Here is a 15427-nt window from a genome sequence, read left to right as displayed (position 1 = left end):
ATAAAATAAATTTCTTATTACAGCGATGAGGAATAGAGCGACCCTGCTCCGCCATAATCATTGACCACTTTCCAGGTAATGCTGGAGGCATTAATATTTTCTTTTAGCGTCACTTCTTTGGTCGTCATTGGGGCGACGGAGTTGACTTCCGGCTTCACTTCTTTTCCACCAAGCTGGATGCTATTGAAATAAAAGAAAAACGGTGTCGGATTTTTGATGGTCAGCTTTTTGCCGGCCTTACGCCATTCGAGCTTTTTCGCTTCCGTATTAGGGGAGAGGTCGAAAAGTGTTTTGGGACGATAGACCAGACGCATGCGGTGACGAACCGCCAATTGAATAGTATTGTTATTCGCTTTGGCATCATCTGCCGGAGGAATCGCCATCACGTTAAAATAGTACATGGATTCCCGGTCGGTCGGCGCATTAACGTTGCCGGTGGCAAACAGACGAACCGTATTCTGTTGTTTCCCCTCGAGGCGAAAAAGCGGTGGGGTAGCCATAAACGAAGGCGCTTTCCCTGCAGGCGTTTCAACCCAGGATTTAATCAGATAGGGAATATCATCTTTATTTTCGATTTGCGCGGTAATTTCACGCGCACCTTCCTTATAGAGGTAGCGGGTGGATTCAACGACAATACCGGCATGAGCAATACTGCTGAGGAGTAATGCACAGGATACGGTGAGATTTAATAAGGTCCTGAACATGGCTTTTCTCTGAATGCAAAAAAGGGCCCGCCGTGAAGCGGGACCCTTTAGGGAAAAATTAGAGGGTGTAATCGATAGTAAAGGTCGCAACACCTTTAACCGGACCTTCGGTAACCGGAGTCGCGGCGTTAGTTCTTACATAACCAGTGGTGTACTTCAGCTGAGTACCGTTGGTTGCAGAGTAGCTTTCGGACATAGTGTCGGAACCGTCGAAGGCTACGCGATGTGCATCGCTGACGCGCTGGATACCGATGCCGATACCGGCTGCACCGTTAGCGGCGGTGTTGTCCAGAATGGTTGCATCGCTGCTGGAAGTGCCACTAACATTTACGGTCACAGCGGTTACCGGTGAAGTGCTGCCCTGGGCACAGTCTTTCACATCAAAACCGAAGTCCTGAGTTTTGAACAGTTTACCAGCCGCTTCAGCGTTCGCTTCGGTGGTGGTAACAGTGATCAGCTGTACGATACCGTTGTTCAGGGTACCCGTCGGAGTCACGACGCAAGAGTTAGCTGCATCAGAGACTTCACCCAGTACAGTTACCTGAGCGGTGTTGGTTGCCATTGCCTGAGCACTCAGCACTGCAGATGCAGCGACCATTACAGCTACGATTGTCTTTTTCATTTAATTAATCCATATATAGATACTTAGTCCTGTGTAGAATCGATAACAGTTATCAAGGGAATGGAGTATGCATTCGCATTGATATTGAAAATAAGCGTCAGCTTTCCTTTATATAGTGCTGAGACCAATCATCCTGTTGAACGACGCTACCATATCGCTTGCCATAGCGAACCATGGAGAAGCGGGAGTAATTTAAAAGTCTGGTGCAAAAAATGCTTGTGAATTATTGATGAAGCACCTGTGAATTTAATGCTTCCCCCCTCTCTGATGAGATGTGGATTCCAGTTGAGATTAATTTAATCTGAAAATGTGACCATTAAGCAAGTTAGCTATCGCTTGTTTTTTTATCTGCGGTATCCTGTGGGCTGAACTTCAATGTGAAATGTACCTGTTTCCATCTGAAACAAGAATGTTCACATAATCGTTTGGTTGAAATCATTTGATTTTATTATGGATAATAGGGTTACGTGGGGCAAGGATATGGATGACGCAGTATTATTTAATGGGTGTATAATTAATCAGGAGATTATATTTAATGCCAATATGAATGAGCTGCGACCGCTTGCCGGGGACGGGGAGTGCATCAGCCTCAATGCGCCTACCGCCAGATGCTTGCTGCTGCTTTTGCAGAATTGCGGCAAAGTCATTTCACGGGATGAGTTCCTGGCGGCTGTATGGGAAACACGGGGGGTAGTCGTTTCGCAAAATACGTTCTATCAAAATATCTCTTTGCTGCGAAAATCGCTGGTAAAAGCTGGACTATCTGAGGATATCATTATCACCGTCCGGCAAAAAGGCTTTAGCGTCGCTCCGAATACATTGGTCATTCCTCTCTCTGATGAAGAGTGCGAGAATATGAACCGGGTGACATTAACGCATTATCAGAATAATAAAGTTGTCGGCTTTATTTCTGAAGATAAGGAAAAACCTGACACTCATTTAAATCTTCCACTAATAGAAAACTCATCAAATCATGACAGTGATTTGATGGCAAATAAACCGGAAGAAGGTGAAAAAGTATCTGAGCGGTTACATGTTACTTTTAAAATACCCATATGGTTAATCGCGCTAATTGTAGTGATGATTGTAATTAATATTATTGTGTTGGTCGTGCTAAACCGGTAGCTCGTCGCACCCAGGGGGTATAGCGCGGTGCGATAGTCATTTGCTGGTCACCTTAACACCCGTCTGTCGAAATCTTCCTATCGAAGGTCTGCCAGAACGTCCTGGCAGACCTTCAGTTTATTAACGCTGCTTCAGCCCTAAATCCAGCGGCGTCTTGCTGGGTTCCCCGCCGATCTCGCGCGCCAGCTTCGGCACCATATAGCCGGAGATGAGGGTCAATAGTTCACGCATGATTTCACGGGCTTCATCATCGCTGACCATGAAGTGCGCCGCCCCCTGCACCCGATCCAGCACGTGCAGGTAGTAGGGCATTACCCCGGCGTCGAACAGCGCATTACTGAGGTCGGCCAGGGTTTGCGCGTTGTCGTTCACCCCGCGCAGCAGCACGCTCTGATTGAGCAACGTGACGCCCGCCTGACGCAGCATGGCCATCGCCGCGCGAAACTCACCGTCAATTTCATTGGCGTGGTTAACGTGGTTAACCAGGATCACCTGCAGCGACGAACGCTGGAAGCGGCTGGCCAGCGTCTCGGTGATGCGCGCCGGGATCACAATTGGCAGGCGGCTGTGAATACGCAGGCGCTTAACGTGTGGAATAGCTTCCAGCTGGGTCATTAGCCAGTCAAGCTCATGATCCTTCGCCATCAGCGGGTCGCCGCCGGAGAAGATGATTTCATCAAGCTGCGGATGTGCCGCGATGTAGTCCATCGCCGTCTGCCAGTTGCGCCTGGTGCCCTGATTTTCGGCGTATGGGAAGTGGCGGCGGAAACAATAACGGCAATTGACTGCACAACCGCCTTTCACCAGCAGCAGGGCCCGGTTGCGATATTTGTGCAACAGACCGGGCACCACGCTGTGCTGTTCTTCCAGCGGATCGGTGGAGTAGCCGGGGGCGACGATAAATTCTTCCTCGGCGGTAAGTACCTGACGAAGCAGTGGATCGTTAGGGTTGCCTTTCTCCATGCGGGCGATAAACGCGCGCGGGACGCGCAGCGGGAACAGGCGTCTGGCCTCGCGTCCGGCCAGCAGTTTTTCATCAGCGTCTACATTTAAAAGACGCAGCAGTTCATCAGGACTGGTCACAACATTGGCAAGTTGCGTTATCCAATCTTCTCTGGATGGGGTATTTAGGGTTACAATATGCGCCATTTTGTGGCTTAGCTACCAGTTAAACAATTTCAGAGGGCCTTATGGCGACTTACTATAGCAACGATTTTCGTGCTGGTCTTAAAATCATGTTAGATGGCGAACCTTATGCGGTAGAAGCCAGCGAATTCGTTAAACCAGGTAAAGGCCAGGCGTTTGCGCGCGTTAAGCTGCGCCGTCTGCTGACCGGTACCCGCGTTGAGAAAACCTTCAAATCTACCGATTCCGCAGAAGGCGCGGACGTTGTCGATATGAACCTGACTTACCTGTACAACGACGGTGAGTTCTGGCACTTCATGAACAACGAAACCTTCGAGCAGCTGTCTGCTGACGCGAAAGCGATCGGTGACAACGCTAAATGGCTGCTGGATCAGGCTGAGTGCATCGTGACCCTGTGGAACGGCCAGCCGATCGCGGTCACCCCGCCGAACTTCGTTGAGCTGGAAATCATTGAAACCGATCCAGGCCTGAAAGGCGACACCGCGGGTACCGGCGGTAAACCGGCGACCCTGTCTACTGGCGCGGTGGTTAAAGTTCCGCTGTTCGTTCAGATTGGCGAAGTGATCAAAGTGGATACTCGCTCTGGCGAATATGTATCCCGCGTGAAGTAATTTCGCGTCATGATGACCGGCGTAGCCTCCGTGCTGCGCCGCTCTTTTCGTACAGTCACAACGAGCACGATACATGAAGCGCAGCGTTAAACTCCTGGTGTTACTCTTTCTGAGCAGCGCGCTGTTGGCTGGCTGCAATACCGCCCGCGGTGTGGGTGAAGATATTCAGGGCCTGGGCCACGCTATCTCTCACGCTGTGAGCTGAATTTCCCTGCCGTTTCGTTGATGGCGCTTGCCTCCCGGTATGTCAGCCTCCTCCACGCATACTCCTTTTCTCTTAAAAATCGCAAAGATCCCTTCATCTTTGGACGGTTTGTCTATGCTTATAGGGCATGAAAACAAAACTGACACTAAGGATGACATTATGGTGAAAAAAACGATTGCAGCGTTCTTTACGGTTTTGGTCCTCTCTTCAGCACTGACCGCTTGTAACACCACGCGCGGTGTCGGTGAGGATATTTCAGACGGCGGCAACGCAATCTCTGGCGCGGCAACCAAAGCTCAGCAATAAACGCCGTCAACGGTACGGTTTAGCGCCGTACCGTTCTTCACTTCTCTCATTCCGTTGGATATACTCACCACGACTTTTCATCCACCTTACGGGACGACCCGTAAGCGTTTCTCATCCGGGGACGGCCCCAGCAAAGGAGCCTTATGTCCTGGATAGTCTTGTTTATCGCTGGCCTGCTGGAAGTGGTGTGGGCCGTCGGCCTGAAATATACCCATGGCTTTAGCCGCCTGGTTCCCAGCGTTATCACCATCGTGGCGATGGTGGCCAGCATGGCGCTGCTCTCATGGGCGATGAAAACCCTACCGGTAGGTACCGCCTACGCCGTCTGGACCGGGATCGGCGCGGTGGGCGCCGCCGTGACCGGTATTGTGCTGTTAGGGGAATCCGCCAGCGCCATGCGTATCGCCAGCCTTGTCTGTATCGTGATTGGCATCATTGGCCTGAAGATCAGCGCGCACTAATCATAGCGCTGATTGACCCAGACCAGTTTGCCGACATCAAAGCCCTGTCGGGTGGCAATGTCCAGCATCTGCTGCCTGACCTCCGGGGCGATGGTCGGCGCCCGGGCCAGCAGCCAGAGATAGTCGCGATCGGGGCCGCAGACCAGCGCGTAACGATACTCCTTATCCAGAGCAATGACGTTATAGCTGCCGTAGAAAGGGCCGAAGAAGGAAATCTTCAGCGCGGCGCGGCTGGGCTCCCCGGTAAAGTACGCTACCCCGTCCGTTTTCTGCCACATGCCGCGGTCGGGGTTATAACCTTTATTCACCACATCCAGACCGCCGTCATCACGTGGGTGCCAGGCGATCGTGACTTTTTCCAGCCCGCTTTCAAAAGGGTGGTCAAAGCGGGCGATTTCATACCAGGTACCCAGATAGCGCTGAACGTCGAAGGGACTGACCACGGTGACGCCCGGCGGCGGGGTGGGCGTGCTGCAGGCGACAGACAGGAACGAGACGGCAATCGCGGTGATTATCGGCAGGATACGCATGGCATGCTCCTTGCTGGCTTTTAAGCTAAGTGTAGAGTCCAGCAGGGAAAAGGCGGCAAGATTTTTCTATGAAGCGAGCCCGGTAGCAGAAATGCGACCGGGCTCTTGCAGGATCAGATAAACAGTACGCCAACGAGGGTGATGACGCTGAGGATTGCCGCCAGGCCGTAGAAGACCCATTTACCGTTTGGCACATGGATTTTCAGATCGTGCATGGCGTGGTGAATACGATGCAACCCACACCACAGCGGCAGGACAATCATCAGAAAGATGAATGCGCGGCCGATAAAGCTTTGGGCAAAGGCCAGCACACGCTCATAGCTGAAGGCGTCGGCCGGAGCGAGCCCCAGCGGCAGCAGGATGCCGACCAGCAGCACCATCACCGGCGCGACGATCGCGCCCCACATGCCGCCTGCGCCAAACAGCCCCCAGAATACGGGTTCATCGGAACGTTTCGGATTGGGATTAATCATCTCAGCCTCCTTACCAGAACAGGGCGACAAACAGGATCACCACGGTGACCACCGCCGTCACCACCCAGAGCCCTTTAATGACCGGCTCTGGCCCCATTTTTTCGCCTTTGATGATGACGTTGGCGGCTTTCGGCGCCAGCTCAAACCAGGTTTTGGTGTGCAGCAGCGCCGCCGCCAGAGTAATCAGGTTGAGGATTACCACCACCGGGTTTTGCAGGAATCCGATATACCCCGCCCAGCTCTCGGCGCCGTGCTTGAGGGCAAACAGCCCATAAATCAGCACAATGCTAAACCATACCGTCGGTACCGCCGTGCCTTCCCGTACCATGTAGAAGCGATAAAACGGCAGCTTTTTCCACCAGGTGGAGGTCATTGGTCGCACGTAGGGTTTGCGTTTCGTCGTCATAATGCACTCCTTAGCGTGGTTTCAGGGTGGCGATAAGAAAGTCTTTCGAGCTTTCCACCTTGCCCTGCTGGATCGCGGCCGCCGGGTCGACGTGCTTCGGACACACTTCCGAGCAGTAGCCAACGAAAGTACAGGTCCATACGCCATTCTGGCCGTTAAGCTGCGCCATGCGTTCCTTTTTACCGTGGTCGCGGCTGTCTTCGTTATAGCGGTGGGCGAGGGTGATCGCCGCCGGGCCGATAAATTCCGGGTTCAGGCCGAACTGCGGGCAGGCGGCATAGCACAGCCCGCAGTTGATGCAGCCGGAAAACTGATGGTATTTCGCCATCTGGGCCGGGGTCTGCTTGTTTGGCCCCTGGTCAGGCGTGCGGTTATTGCCGATGATATACGGCTTAATGGCTTCCAGGCTTTCGATAAAGTGGGTCATGTCCACCACCAGATCGCGCTCGATCGGGAAGTTGGCCAGCGCCTCAACTTTGATGCCTTTGGTGTAATCGCGCAGGAAGGTTTTGCAGGCCAGCTTCGGCACCTTGTTGACCATCATGCCGCAGGAACCGCAGATTGCCATTCGGCAGGACCAGCGGTAGCTCAGGTCTGGCGCCAGGTTGTCTTTGATGTAGCCCAGCGCGTCCAGCAGCGAGGTCTGTTCATCATAAGGCACGTCATAGAATGCGCTGTGCGGTGCGGTGTCGACCTCCGGATTGTAGCGCACCACTTCGACTTTCAGGTTTTTCATCTCAGCCATGGGTGGTCTCCTTCTTCTCAGCCGCGTCCGCTTCTGCGCCATAGACACGTTTTGCCGGCGGCAGCGTGGTGATCTTCACATCGCCATATTCCAGACGGGTAGTGCCATCGGCCTCGCGGAAGGCGAGAGTGTGCTTGAGGAAGTTGACGTCGTCGCGTTCGGTACAGCCTTCATCCAAACGCTGGTGCGCCCCGCGCGATTCTTTACGGGCGATGGCCGAGTGCGCCATACATTCGGCAACGTTTAAACCGTGCCCCAGCTCAATGGTGTAAAGCAGATCGGTATTGAACACGCTGGAGTTATCAGTAATGCGCACGCGCTTAAAGCGTTCCTGCAGTTCAGCCAGCTTGTCGATCGTTTTCTGCATCAGCTCCGGCGTGCGGTAGATGCCGCAGCCTTCCTCCATCGACAACCCCATTTCATCGCGAATTTTCGCCCAGTTTTCGTTACCTTCCTGGTTGACGAGATCTTTCAGGCGCTGCTCCACATCGGCAGCCTGCGCATCGAGGGCGGCGCCGTTTGCCTCGCCCGCCTGAGCGGCGCGCTGCATGGCCTGCTCCCCGGCCAGGCGGCCGAAGACCACCAGCTCGGCCAGCGAGTTGGAGCCCAGACGGTTGGCGCCATGTAAGCCAACGGACGAGCATTCGCCCACGGCAAACAGCCCTTTGATTCGGGTTTCGCACTGCTGATCGGTTTCAATACCGCCCATGGTGTAGTGCGCGGTCGGGCGCACCGGGATCGGCTCTTTCACCGGATCGACGCCGACGTAGGCTTTCGCCAGTTCACAGATAAACGGCAGACGCTCCAGCAGTTTTTTCTCGCCGAGGTGGCGGAGATCGAGGTAGACCACGTCGCCGCGCGGCGTCGGGATAGTGTTCCCTTTCCGCCACTCGTGCCAGAAGGCCTGGGACACTTTGTCGCGTGGGCCCAGCTCCATATATTTATTCTTCGGTTCGCCGAGCGGGGTTTCCGGGCCCATGCCGTAATCCTGCAGATAGCGGTAGCCGTTTTTGTTGACCAGAATCCCGCCTTCGCCGCGGCAACCTTCGGTCATCAGGATCCCGGAGCCCGGCAGGCCGGTCGGGTGATACTGAACGAATTCCATGTCGCGCAGCGGCACGCCGTGTCCCAGGGCCATCCCCATCCCGTCACCGGTGACGATGCCGCCGTTGGTGTTGTAGCGGTAGACGCGCCCGGCGCCGCCGGTAGCCAGGACCACGGCGTTAGCGCGGATCTGCACCAGGGTGCCTTCCATCATATTCATCGCCACCAGGCCGCGGGCCTGCCCGTCATCGACCAGCAGGTCAAGGACGAAATGTTCGTCAAAGCGCTGAATTTGGGGAAACTGAAGGGAGGTCTGGAAGAGGGTATGCAGCATGTGGAAGCCGGTTTTGTCGGCGGCAAACCAGGTGCGTTCGATTTTCATGCCACCGAAGCGCCGGACGTTGACGCTGCCGTCGGGGCGGCGGCTCCATGGGCATCCCCACTGCTCCAGCTGGGTCATTTCCGTCGGGCAGTGATGAACAAAATAGTCGACGACATCCTGCTCGCACAGCCAGTCGCCTCCCGCGACGGTGTCGTGAAAATGGTACTCAAAGCTATCGTGATCCTGGGCAACGGCTGCGGACCCCCCTTCTGCAGCGACCGTATGGCTGCGCATCGGATAGACTTTAGAAATCAGGGCGATTTTAGCGTTGGGGTTGGCCTGAGCGGCGGCGATAGCGGCACGAAGGCCTGCCCCGCCGGCGCCAATTACGGCGAGATCGGCTTGAAAAGTTTGCACGACATTCCTCCAGTTTTAGTGTATTTCGCCGCCGGGCTGGCGAAAAAGTATCACTGCTCCTTTATAGGTACAGGAGTATAGCCTTAGGGTCAGTATGGAAAATTGACGTGTTCGATTTTTTTATCGATATGTGCGGTTATTTATCAGTGGTATTTATGCGTCAGGGTTAACGATAGATTAATGGCATGTAGTCTGCCGGAGATTGCACAAAATTTGTTTCACTCGCCGATTGCGAGTAGACTTCGTGCCCTTAATTTGCAATCGGAGAAAGTACCATGAGCGAGACGGCAACCTGGCAGCCGAGCGCACCCATTCCCAATCTGTTGAAGCGCGCGGCGGTGATGGCGGAAATCCGCCGTTTCTTTACCGATCGCGGCGTGCTGGAGGTGGAGACGCCTTGCATGAGTCAGGCGACGGTAACGGATATTCATTTGTTCCCGTTCGAAACCCGTTTCGTCGGCCCGGGCCATTCTCAGGGGCTTAACCTGTACCTGATGACCAGTCCGGAATACCACATGAAGCGCCTGCTGGCGGCAGGTTGCGGCCCGGTCTTCCAGCTGTGCCGCAGCTTCCGAAATGAAGAGATGGGGCGTCATCACAATCCGGAATTCACCATGCTGGAGTGGTATCGTCCATGCTATGACATGTATCGCCTGATCAATGAGGTGGACGATCTGCTGCAGCAGGTGCTGGAGTGCCAACCGGCGGAAAGTCTCTCCTATCAGCAGGCGTTTCAGCGCCATCTGGAAATTGACCCGCTCTCTGCCGATAAAGCTCAGCTGCGTGAAGTCGCAGCGAAGCTGGATCTGAGCAATATCGCCGATACTGAAGAAGATCGCGATACCCTGCTGCAGCTGCTGTTCACCATGGGCGTGGAGCCGCACATCGGCAAAGATCGACCAACGTTCATTTATCATTTCCCGGCGACTCAGGCCTCTTTAGCGCAGATCAGCCCGGAAGATCATCGGGTCGCTGAGCGCTTTGAGGTCTATTACAAAGGTATTGAGCTGGCGAACGGTTTCCACGAGCTGACCGACGCCCATGAACAGCGCCTGCGGTTTGAGCAGGATAACCGCAAACGCGCCGCGCGCGGCCTTCCGCAGCAGCCCATCGATAACAACCTGCTGGCGGCGCTGGAGGCGGGTTTGCCGGACTGCTCCGGCGTGGCGCTGGGCGTTGACCGCGTGGTCATGCTGGCGCTGGGCGCTGAAAGCATCGGCGAAGTGATTGCCTTTACGGTAGACCGCGCCTGATCGCTTTTTCACCTCCCTCCGCCGGCGGGTGGGGGAGGTGAAAGACGACTTTGGACCTGACACCCTCGCCCCGGCTTTAGCCCGAATACCCACAATTTCCATCCGTGATTTTGCTACTATCCGCGCTCTTTTTATGAGGCCAGGCGTCGCTCGTCGGGCGATGCCCACGTTTGGATAGATTTATGCATCAACAACTCAAGAAGATGAGCCTGATCGGGCTGATTCTGATGATCTTCACCTCGGTGTTTGGCTTTGCCAACAGCCCATCGGCGTTTTATCTGATGGGCTATAGCGCGATGCCGTTTTACCTTTTTTCCGCCCTCTTTTTCTTTATCCCGTTCGCGCTGATGATGGCGGAGATGGGCTCAGCTTATCGTCGCGAAGAGGGCGGGATCTATTCCTGGATGAACCACAGCGTCGGGCCGCGCTTTGCCTTCATTGGTACCTTTATGTGGTTTGCCTCGTACGTAGTGTGGATGGTGAGTACCGCCGCTAAGATCTGGGTCCCGCTATCTACTTTTTTGTTTGGCGCGGACAAAACCCAGACCTGGGCGCTGGGTAGCCTGACGCCGACGCAGACGGTCGGTATTCTGGCGGCCTGCTGGATGGTCGTGGTGACCTTTATTGCCGTCAAAGGGATCAATAAAATCGCTAAAATTACCGCCGTCGGCGGTATCGCGGTGATGGGGCTTAACCTGGTGCTGCTGCTGGTGAGCGGGGCGATCCTTCTGCTTAACGGCGGTCATTTCGCCCAGCCGTTAAACTTCACCCTTTCGCCTAATCCCGGGTATCAGTCGGGCATGGCGATGCTGTCGTTTGTGGTATTTGCCATCTTTGCCTATGGCGGAATTGAGGCGGTTGGCGGCTTAGTGGATAAGACCGATAAGCCGGAAAAGAACTTTGCCAAAGGTATTATCATCGCGGCGATTGTTATCTCGATCGGTTACTCGCTGGCGATTGTGCTGTGGGGCGTGAGCGCCAACTGGCAGCAGGTGCTTGGCGCGCGTTCGACCAACCTCGGCAACATCACCTATGTGCTGATGACCAGCCTCGGGGCGACGCTGGGCCAGGCCCTGCACCTGACCCCTGCGGCGTCAGCCCTGACCGGGGTCTGGTTCGCCCGTATTACCGGCCTGTCGATGTTTCTCGCTTACACCGGCGCGTTCTTCACCCTCAGCTATTCTCCCCTGAAAGCGATTATCCAGGGCACGCCAAAAGCGCTCTGGCCGTCGGTGATGACCCGTCTCAACGTCAACGGAATGCCCGCCGCGGCGATGTGGCTGCAGTGTCTGCTGGTCGGGGTGTTTATCGTACTGGTATCGTTCGGTGGGGATAGCGCTTCCGCGTTTTATAACAAGCTGACGCTGATGGCCAATGTCTCTATGACCTTGCCTTATCTGTTCCTGACCATCGCCTTCCCGTTCTTCAAGGCGAAAACCCATCTTGACCGGCCGTTCGTGATCTTCAAAAACCGTCCGTCGACGCTGCTGGCGACCGGCGTGGTGCTGCTGGTGGTGACCTTCGCCAATATCTTCACCATTATCCAACCCGTCATCGACAGCGGGGACTGGAACAGCACCCTGTGGATGGTCGGTGGGCCGATCTTCTTCTCACTGCTGGCGCTGGGGATCTACGAAAGCTACCGTCGGCGCATGGCGTCCGGCGCGCTGGTGATGGAGAGTTAAAGAGCCTGCCCGGCGGTGCCGCCGGGCAGGGGATGGTTTACAGGCTACCAGCCGTACGGCGGCTGGTTTTTCCGGCCGAGGTCATGGTTTTACTGCTTTGCCTGCCGTCAATACTTTCCAGACGCATCTGGAACGGAGGGAACGGCATATCAATGCCATGCTCGCGGAAGCCCGCCAGGATCAGCTGATGCATCTCATGGCGCAGCGGCATGCGGTGCCCCATCTCCGCGGCAAAAATACGTAGCTCGAAAATCTGGATCCCCTGCTGCAGGTCGACGAGAAACGCCTCCGGCGCCGGGGTATCGATGACCAGCGAGCAGCGATGCGCCGCGGCGATGAGAATTTTCGTCACCTCTTCGGTATCGGCGTCCACAGGCGCCGGCACCGTCAGCACCACGCGGGTAACCGAGTCCGACAGCGACCAGTTGATAAACTGTTCGGTAATGAACGCCTTGTTCGGCACGATAATCTCTTTCCGGTCCCAGTCGCTGATGGTGGTCGCACGGGTATTAATGCGGGTGACGCTGCCCGTCAGGTCGCGAATGGTGACCGTATCGCCGATGCGGATCGGCTTCTCAAACAGGATAATCAGGCCGGAGATAAAGTTGGCGAAGATCTCCTGCAGGCCAAACCCGAGACCCACACCCAGCGCGGCGACCAGCCACTGCAGCTTCGACCACTCAATACCGATCATCGAGAAGCCCACCAGCCCGCCGACCAGCATCAGCAGATATTTAGTGATGGTGGTGATGGCGTAGCCGGTGCCGGGCGTTAAATCGAGATGCTGGAGGATCGCCAGTTCCAGCAGCGCGGGCAGGTTGCGTACCAGCTGAGTGGTGATGATCAGCACCAGAATGGCAATCAACACCGCGCCAAGCGTAATAGGCTCAAGGCTTTCCACCCCTTGTACCGTCGAGGTCACGTCCCACAGCGAGATATTCTCAAGGAAGCCAAACGCCGAGTGAATTTCCGACCACAGCACGATGACCGATAGCAGCGCGATCAGCATCAGCAGGGAGCGGACAAGCCGCAGCGACTGGGTACTGATGGCATCGAGGTCGACCTCGCTGACCTCCGTCTCCACCGACCCTTCCGGGCTGCTGACGTGAACGGGCTCATCTTCGCCGCGGGCGCGCTGAGCGAGAATTTCCGCGCGACGATGGCGGGCCCGGTCGAAGGCCAGCCGGCGGCGCTGGATCAGCATCCAGCGGCGGATGATGTGATAGACCACCAGCAGCAGGAACCAGATGGCGACCGAGGTTTCCAGACGCGCAAGCAGCGCCTGGGCGGTGGCGAGGTAGCCGACGGCGGCCGCCAGCATGGCCACCAGCGGGGCGCCAAGCATCAGGTTCCACAGCAGGCGGTTCACCATATTGTCGCCATTCCCCTCTTTATCCAGATAGAGCGGAATACCGGCGTGCTTAAGGCTCAGGGTGACCACCGCCAGCGCGCCGCAGATCAGCAGGAAGCACAGGCGGCCCAGCGAAGCGGAGAATTCGCGGTCGTTAAGATTATCGAACATGATCAGCGCCATAATCAGCGGCACAATCAGCCCGATGCTCATCAGGTAGTAGCGCATCGCCTTCGCCACGCGGCTACGCGGCCAGCCGAAGTGGGCGATAAACAGCCCGTTTGGCCGGGCGAAGGTGGCGCAGATCATCACCACCCACAGCAGAGGCACCGTCGCGGTGACTCCATCGCCAATCGCCACCGCCAACGGGAACGGCCAGGCGGACTGCAGACCATAGCCGAGCGTCATCCACAGCACCGGCAGCGGCGAGGCCACCAGTATCGACCAGAAGACCGTGCGCAGCGTCAGCCAGAAGTGATCCTGAGTGACTTTCCCCACCCGGGCGCTGGAGCGCTCGAGAAAGCGGGTGAAATGGCGCCGCGAGCTGATGCTAAAGCCAACCAGCAGCAGGGCGGCAAACAGCGGCAGCAGGGTCTCTTTGCTGGTAAGCATCATCGCGCTGGCTTTGCCCAGTTCGCTGATGGTATCCAGGGAGATCAGGCGCCGCAGATCCTGGACGATTTCCAGCGGCCAGGAGAAGCCGATGGGGCTGACGTCCGAAGTCCAGAACAGATAGCGGTGGGTGGCTTCGTTGATCTCTTTCAGCGCGTCTTCCAGCTGGCCGTTGGCGACCTTCAGCTTGGTGAGCTCCAGCATCAGGGTGTCGCCGCCGCGCAGCAGCGAGTTCAGCAGCTCGTTCTGCGTGCGCAGCTGCGCCTGCAGGATCTTGTTCTGCTCGCTGGTCAGCGGTTCGCCGTCGGCCTGGCGGATCTGCCGCAGCTGCGGCTGCTTACTCAGCAAATCTTCAAAGCGCAGACGCTGCACGCGCAGCTGCGCCATTTCCGTATCCAGCTGCTGCGGGCGAGGGCGCTCCGGCAGCCGCGCCACCTGGGCGCGCAGGGCTTCGCCCAGCAGATTGGAGGAGCCCAGCCACTGCGACTGCTCGCGCAGAGTGTTTAACGCCTGGCGCACCTGCAGCGTTTGATTCGTCGCCTGCCGCTGCTGGGACGCCACCAGATCCATGCGCTGCGCCTGCTGGTTCAGCGCCTGGGAGAGCTCACGGTTGACCTTAAACTGGGCGGTGATGTCCGGCGGCAGGTTTTCACTGTTCTCCGCCAGCAGTTCGGTACTCTCCAGCGCCTTTTCCGCCTCCCGCTGGCGCTGGCTGTTTTGCAGATTGCGCAGCGCCTGCAGATAGGCATCCAGCTGCTCGCTCTGCTTTTGCGCCAGCTCGGAACGGGCGCGCGACAGCTCCTGGCGGTTGTTGGCGGAGAGCTGGGCGAGGTCGAGTTCATCTACCAGCGCCTTCAGACGCGCTGATTCCGCCTGCAGAGCAAGATTTTGCGCCTGGGCGAGAGCATTGTTGCCGGTTTGCGTGCCGATGCGGCGCTCAACCTCATTGAGCTGACGACGGGCATCGGTTTGCTGCTGCGGCAGCTGGTTCAGGGAGTCGGCGATTTCACGCGCGCGATCCTGCTCCTGCTGCGCCTGGCGGCTCGATTCCAGCAGCTGGCTGCTGACCTGCAGGATCTCCTGGTTCAGCGCATCGGCGGTCAGGCCGGTTGGCACCTGGCGCGGCTCTTCGCTCAGATTATTGAGCTGGGCACGCAGGCTTTGAAACAGTTTGGGGAAATTGTCGATAACGTCCTGATACTGACGGGCGCGCTCGAGGGATGATTTTCGCTCCTCAAGCGCGTTCAGCGCGGACTGCAGAACTTCAACGGTTTCAGGCTGGGCGGGCTTTGCCGCCTTCGCCTGTTCCAGTTCCTGGGTTATCTGTTTAGCATCCGGGGCTGTCGCAGCGTACGCCCCGAAACTGAGGCTCAAGGCCAACAGGAAAGTGTATATCAGGCGCACGGCAT

General features: G+C 56.5%; 16 protein-coding genes. 7 read left to right on the top strand and 9 right to left on the bottom strand.

Features of this window, described 5'->3' with window-relative positions; genetic code table 11:
• Positions 1 to 17 precede the first annotated feature (17 nt).
• Together ACR809_RS23345 and ACR809_RS23340 are read right to left on the bottom strand one after the other, a co-directional pair.
• Positions 18 to 704 carry a fimbrial biogenesis chaperone gene (locus ACR809_RS23345; RefSeq protein ID WP_004872804.1) on the bottom strand — a complete coding sequence of 229 codons (687 nt, stop codon included), beginning with the start codon at positions 702 to 704 and terminating at the stop codon, positions 18 to 20.
• A gap of 58 nt (positions 705 to 762) precedes the next feature.
• Entirely contained in the window at positions 763 to 1326 is a 564-nt protein-coding gene (locus ACR809_RS23340; protein ID WP_004872803.1) for a fimbrial protein, read from the bottom strand.
• A gap of 480 nt (positions 1327 to 1806) precedes the next feature.
• Between ACR809_RS23340 and ACR809_RS23335 the strand changes: the two genes are divergently transcribed.
• Complete coding sequence (locus tag ACR809_RS23335) at positions 1807 to 2451, top strand: winged helix-turn-helix domain-containing protein (RefSeq protein WP_032418165.1); 645 nt, start codon at positions 1807 to 1809, stop codon at positions 2449 to 2451.
• Positions 2452 to 2571: 120 nt separating this feature from the next.
• Here the strand turns inward: ACR809_RS23335 and epmB are convergent, their stop codons facing one another.
• Positions 2572 to 3600 (bottom strand): EF-P beta-lysylation protein EpmB, encoded by a 1029-nt coding sequence (gene epmB, locus ACR809_RS23330; RefSeq protein WP_002885500.1) that lies wholly within the window; start codon positions 3598 to 3600, stop codon positions 2572 to 2574.
• Positions 3601 to 3641: 41 nt separating this feature from the next.
• Between epmB and efp the strand changes: the two genes are divergently transcribed.
• From efp to sugE, 4 genes are all read left to right on the top strand, one after another.
• On the top strand, positions 3642 to 4208 hold the full coding sequence (efp, locus tag ACR809_RS23325; RefSeq protein WP_002885506.1) for an elongation factor P: 567 nt from the start codon (positions 3642 to 3644) through the stop codon (positions 4206 to 4208).
• A gap of 73 nt (positions 4209 to 4281) precedes the next feature.
• Positions 4282 to 4413: an entericidin A/B family lipoprotein gene (locus ACR809_RS23320; protein ID WP_002885511.1), complete on the top strand. Its 132-nt coding sequence runs from the start codon at positions 4282 to 4284 to the stop codon at positions 4411 to 4413.
• A 159-nt stretch (positions 4414 to 4572) separates the two neighbouring features.
• A complete protein-coding gene (gene ecnB / locus ACR809_RS23315) occupies positions 4573 to 4719 on the top strand; it encodes a lipoprotein toxin entericidin B (RefSeq protein ID WP_002885518.1) in 147 nt (48 codons plus the stop codon).
• A 143-nt stretch (positions 4720 to 4862) separates the two neighbouring features.
• On the top strand, positions 4863 to 5180 hold the full coding sequence (gene sugE / locus ACR809_RS23310) for a quaternary ammonium compound efflux SMR transporter SugE (protein ID WP_002885521.1): 318 nt from the start codon (positions 4863 to 4865) through the stop codon (positions 5178 to 5180).
• Here the strand turns inward: sugE and ACR809_RS23305 are convergent.
• The 5 genes from ACR809_RS23305 to frdA all read right to left on the bottom strand — a co-directional run bounded on the left by ACR809_RS23305 (position 5177) and on the right by frdA (position 9117).
• Positions 5177 to 5710, bottom strand: a complete 534-nt coding sequence (locus ACR809_RS23305) for a lipocalin family protein (protein WP_004222047.1) — start codon at positions 5708 to 5710, stop codon at positions 5177 to 5179. The two genes, sugE and ACR809_RS23305, sit on opposite strands and share 4 nt — an antisense overlap.
• Before the next feature lie 113 nt (positions 5711 to 5823).
• Complete coding sequence (gene frdD / locus ACR809_RS23300) at positions 5824 to 6183, bottom strand: fumarate reductase subunit FrdD (protein WP_002885526.1); 360 nt, start codon at positions 6181 to 6183, stop codon at positions 5824 to 5826.
• Positions 6184 to 6193: 10 nt separating this feature from the next.
• A complete protein-coding gene (gene frdC / locus ACR809_RS23295) occupies positions 6194 to 6589 on the bottom strand; it encodes a fumarate reductase subunit FrdC (RefSeq protein ID WP_002885530.1) in 396 nt (131 codons plus the stop codon).
• Between the two features lie 10 nt (positions 6590 to 6599).
• Positions 6600 to 7334, bottom strand: a complete 735-nt coding sequence (gene frdB, locus ACR809_RS23290) for a fumarate reductase iron-sulfur protein (protein WP_004177729.1) — start codon at positions 7332 to 7334, stop codon at positions 6600 to 6602.
• Positions 7327 to 9117, bottom strand: a complete 1791-nt coding sequence (gene frdA, locus ACR809_RS23285) for a fumarate reductase (quinol) flavoprotein subunit (RefSeq protein WP_004177727.1) — start codon at positions 9115 to 9117, stop codon at positions 7327 to 7329. Before frdA ends, frdB begins: the two co-directional genes overlap by 8 nt.
• Before the next feature lie 275 nt (positions 9118 to 9392).
• On the opposite strand from frdA, the gene epmA reads away from it, so the two are divergent.
• The gene (gene epmA / locus ACR809_RS23280; protein WP_004146714.1) at positions 9393 to 10370 is read left to right on the top strand and encodes an elongation factor P--(R)-beta-lysine ligase; all 978 of its coding nucleotides are present in this window, start codon (positions 9393 to 9395) and stop codon (positions 10368 to 10370) included.
• Between the two features lie 182 nt (positions 10371 to 10552).
• Positions 10553 to 12055, top strand: coding sequence for a glutamate/gamma-aminobutyrate family transporter YjeM (yjeM, locus tag ACR809_RS23275; RefSeq protein WP_004178330.1), 1503 nt, complete (start codon positions 10553 to 10555; stop codon positions 12053 to 12055).
• 37 nt (positions 12056 to 12092) lie between these two features.
• On the opposite strand, the gene mscM is transcribed toward yjeM, so the two are convergent.
• Complete coding sequence (gene mscM, locus ACR809_RS23270; protein WP_004146716.1) at positions 12093 to 15422, bottom strand: miniconductance mechanosensitive channel MscM; 3330 nt, start codon at positions 15420 to 15422, stop codon at positions 12093 to 12095.
• Positions 15423 to 15427: the final 5 nt, after the last annotated feature.

Origin of the sequence: Klebsiella sp. CD33 (assembly GCF_051992865.1) — a bacterium.
Lineage (GTDB): Bacteria > Pseudomonadota > Gammaproteobacteria > Enterobacterales > Enterobacteriaceae > Klebsiella > Klebsiella pneumoniae.
This window is presented reverse-complemented; position numbering and strand designations above follow the sequence as displayed.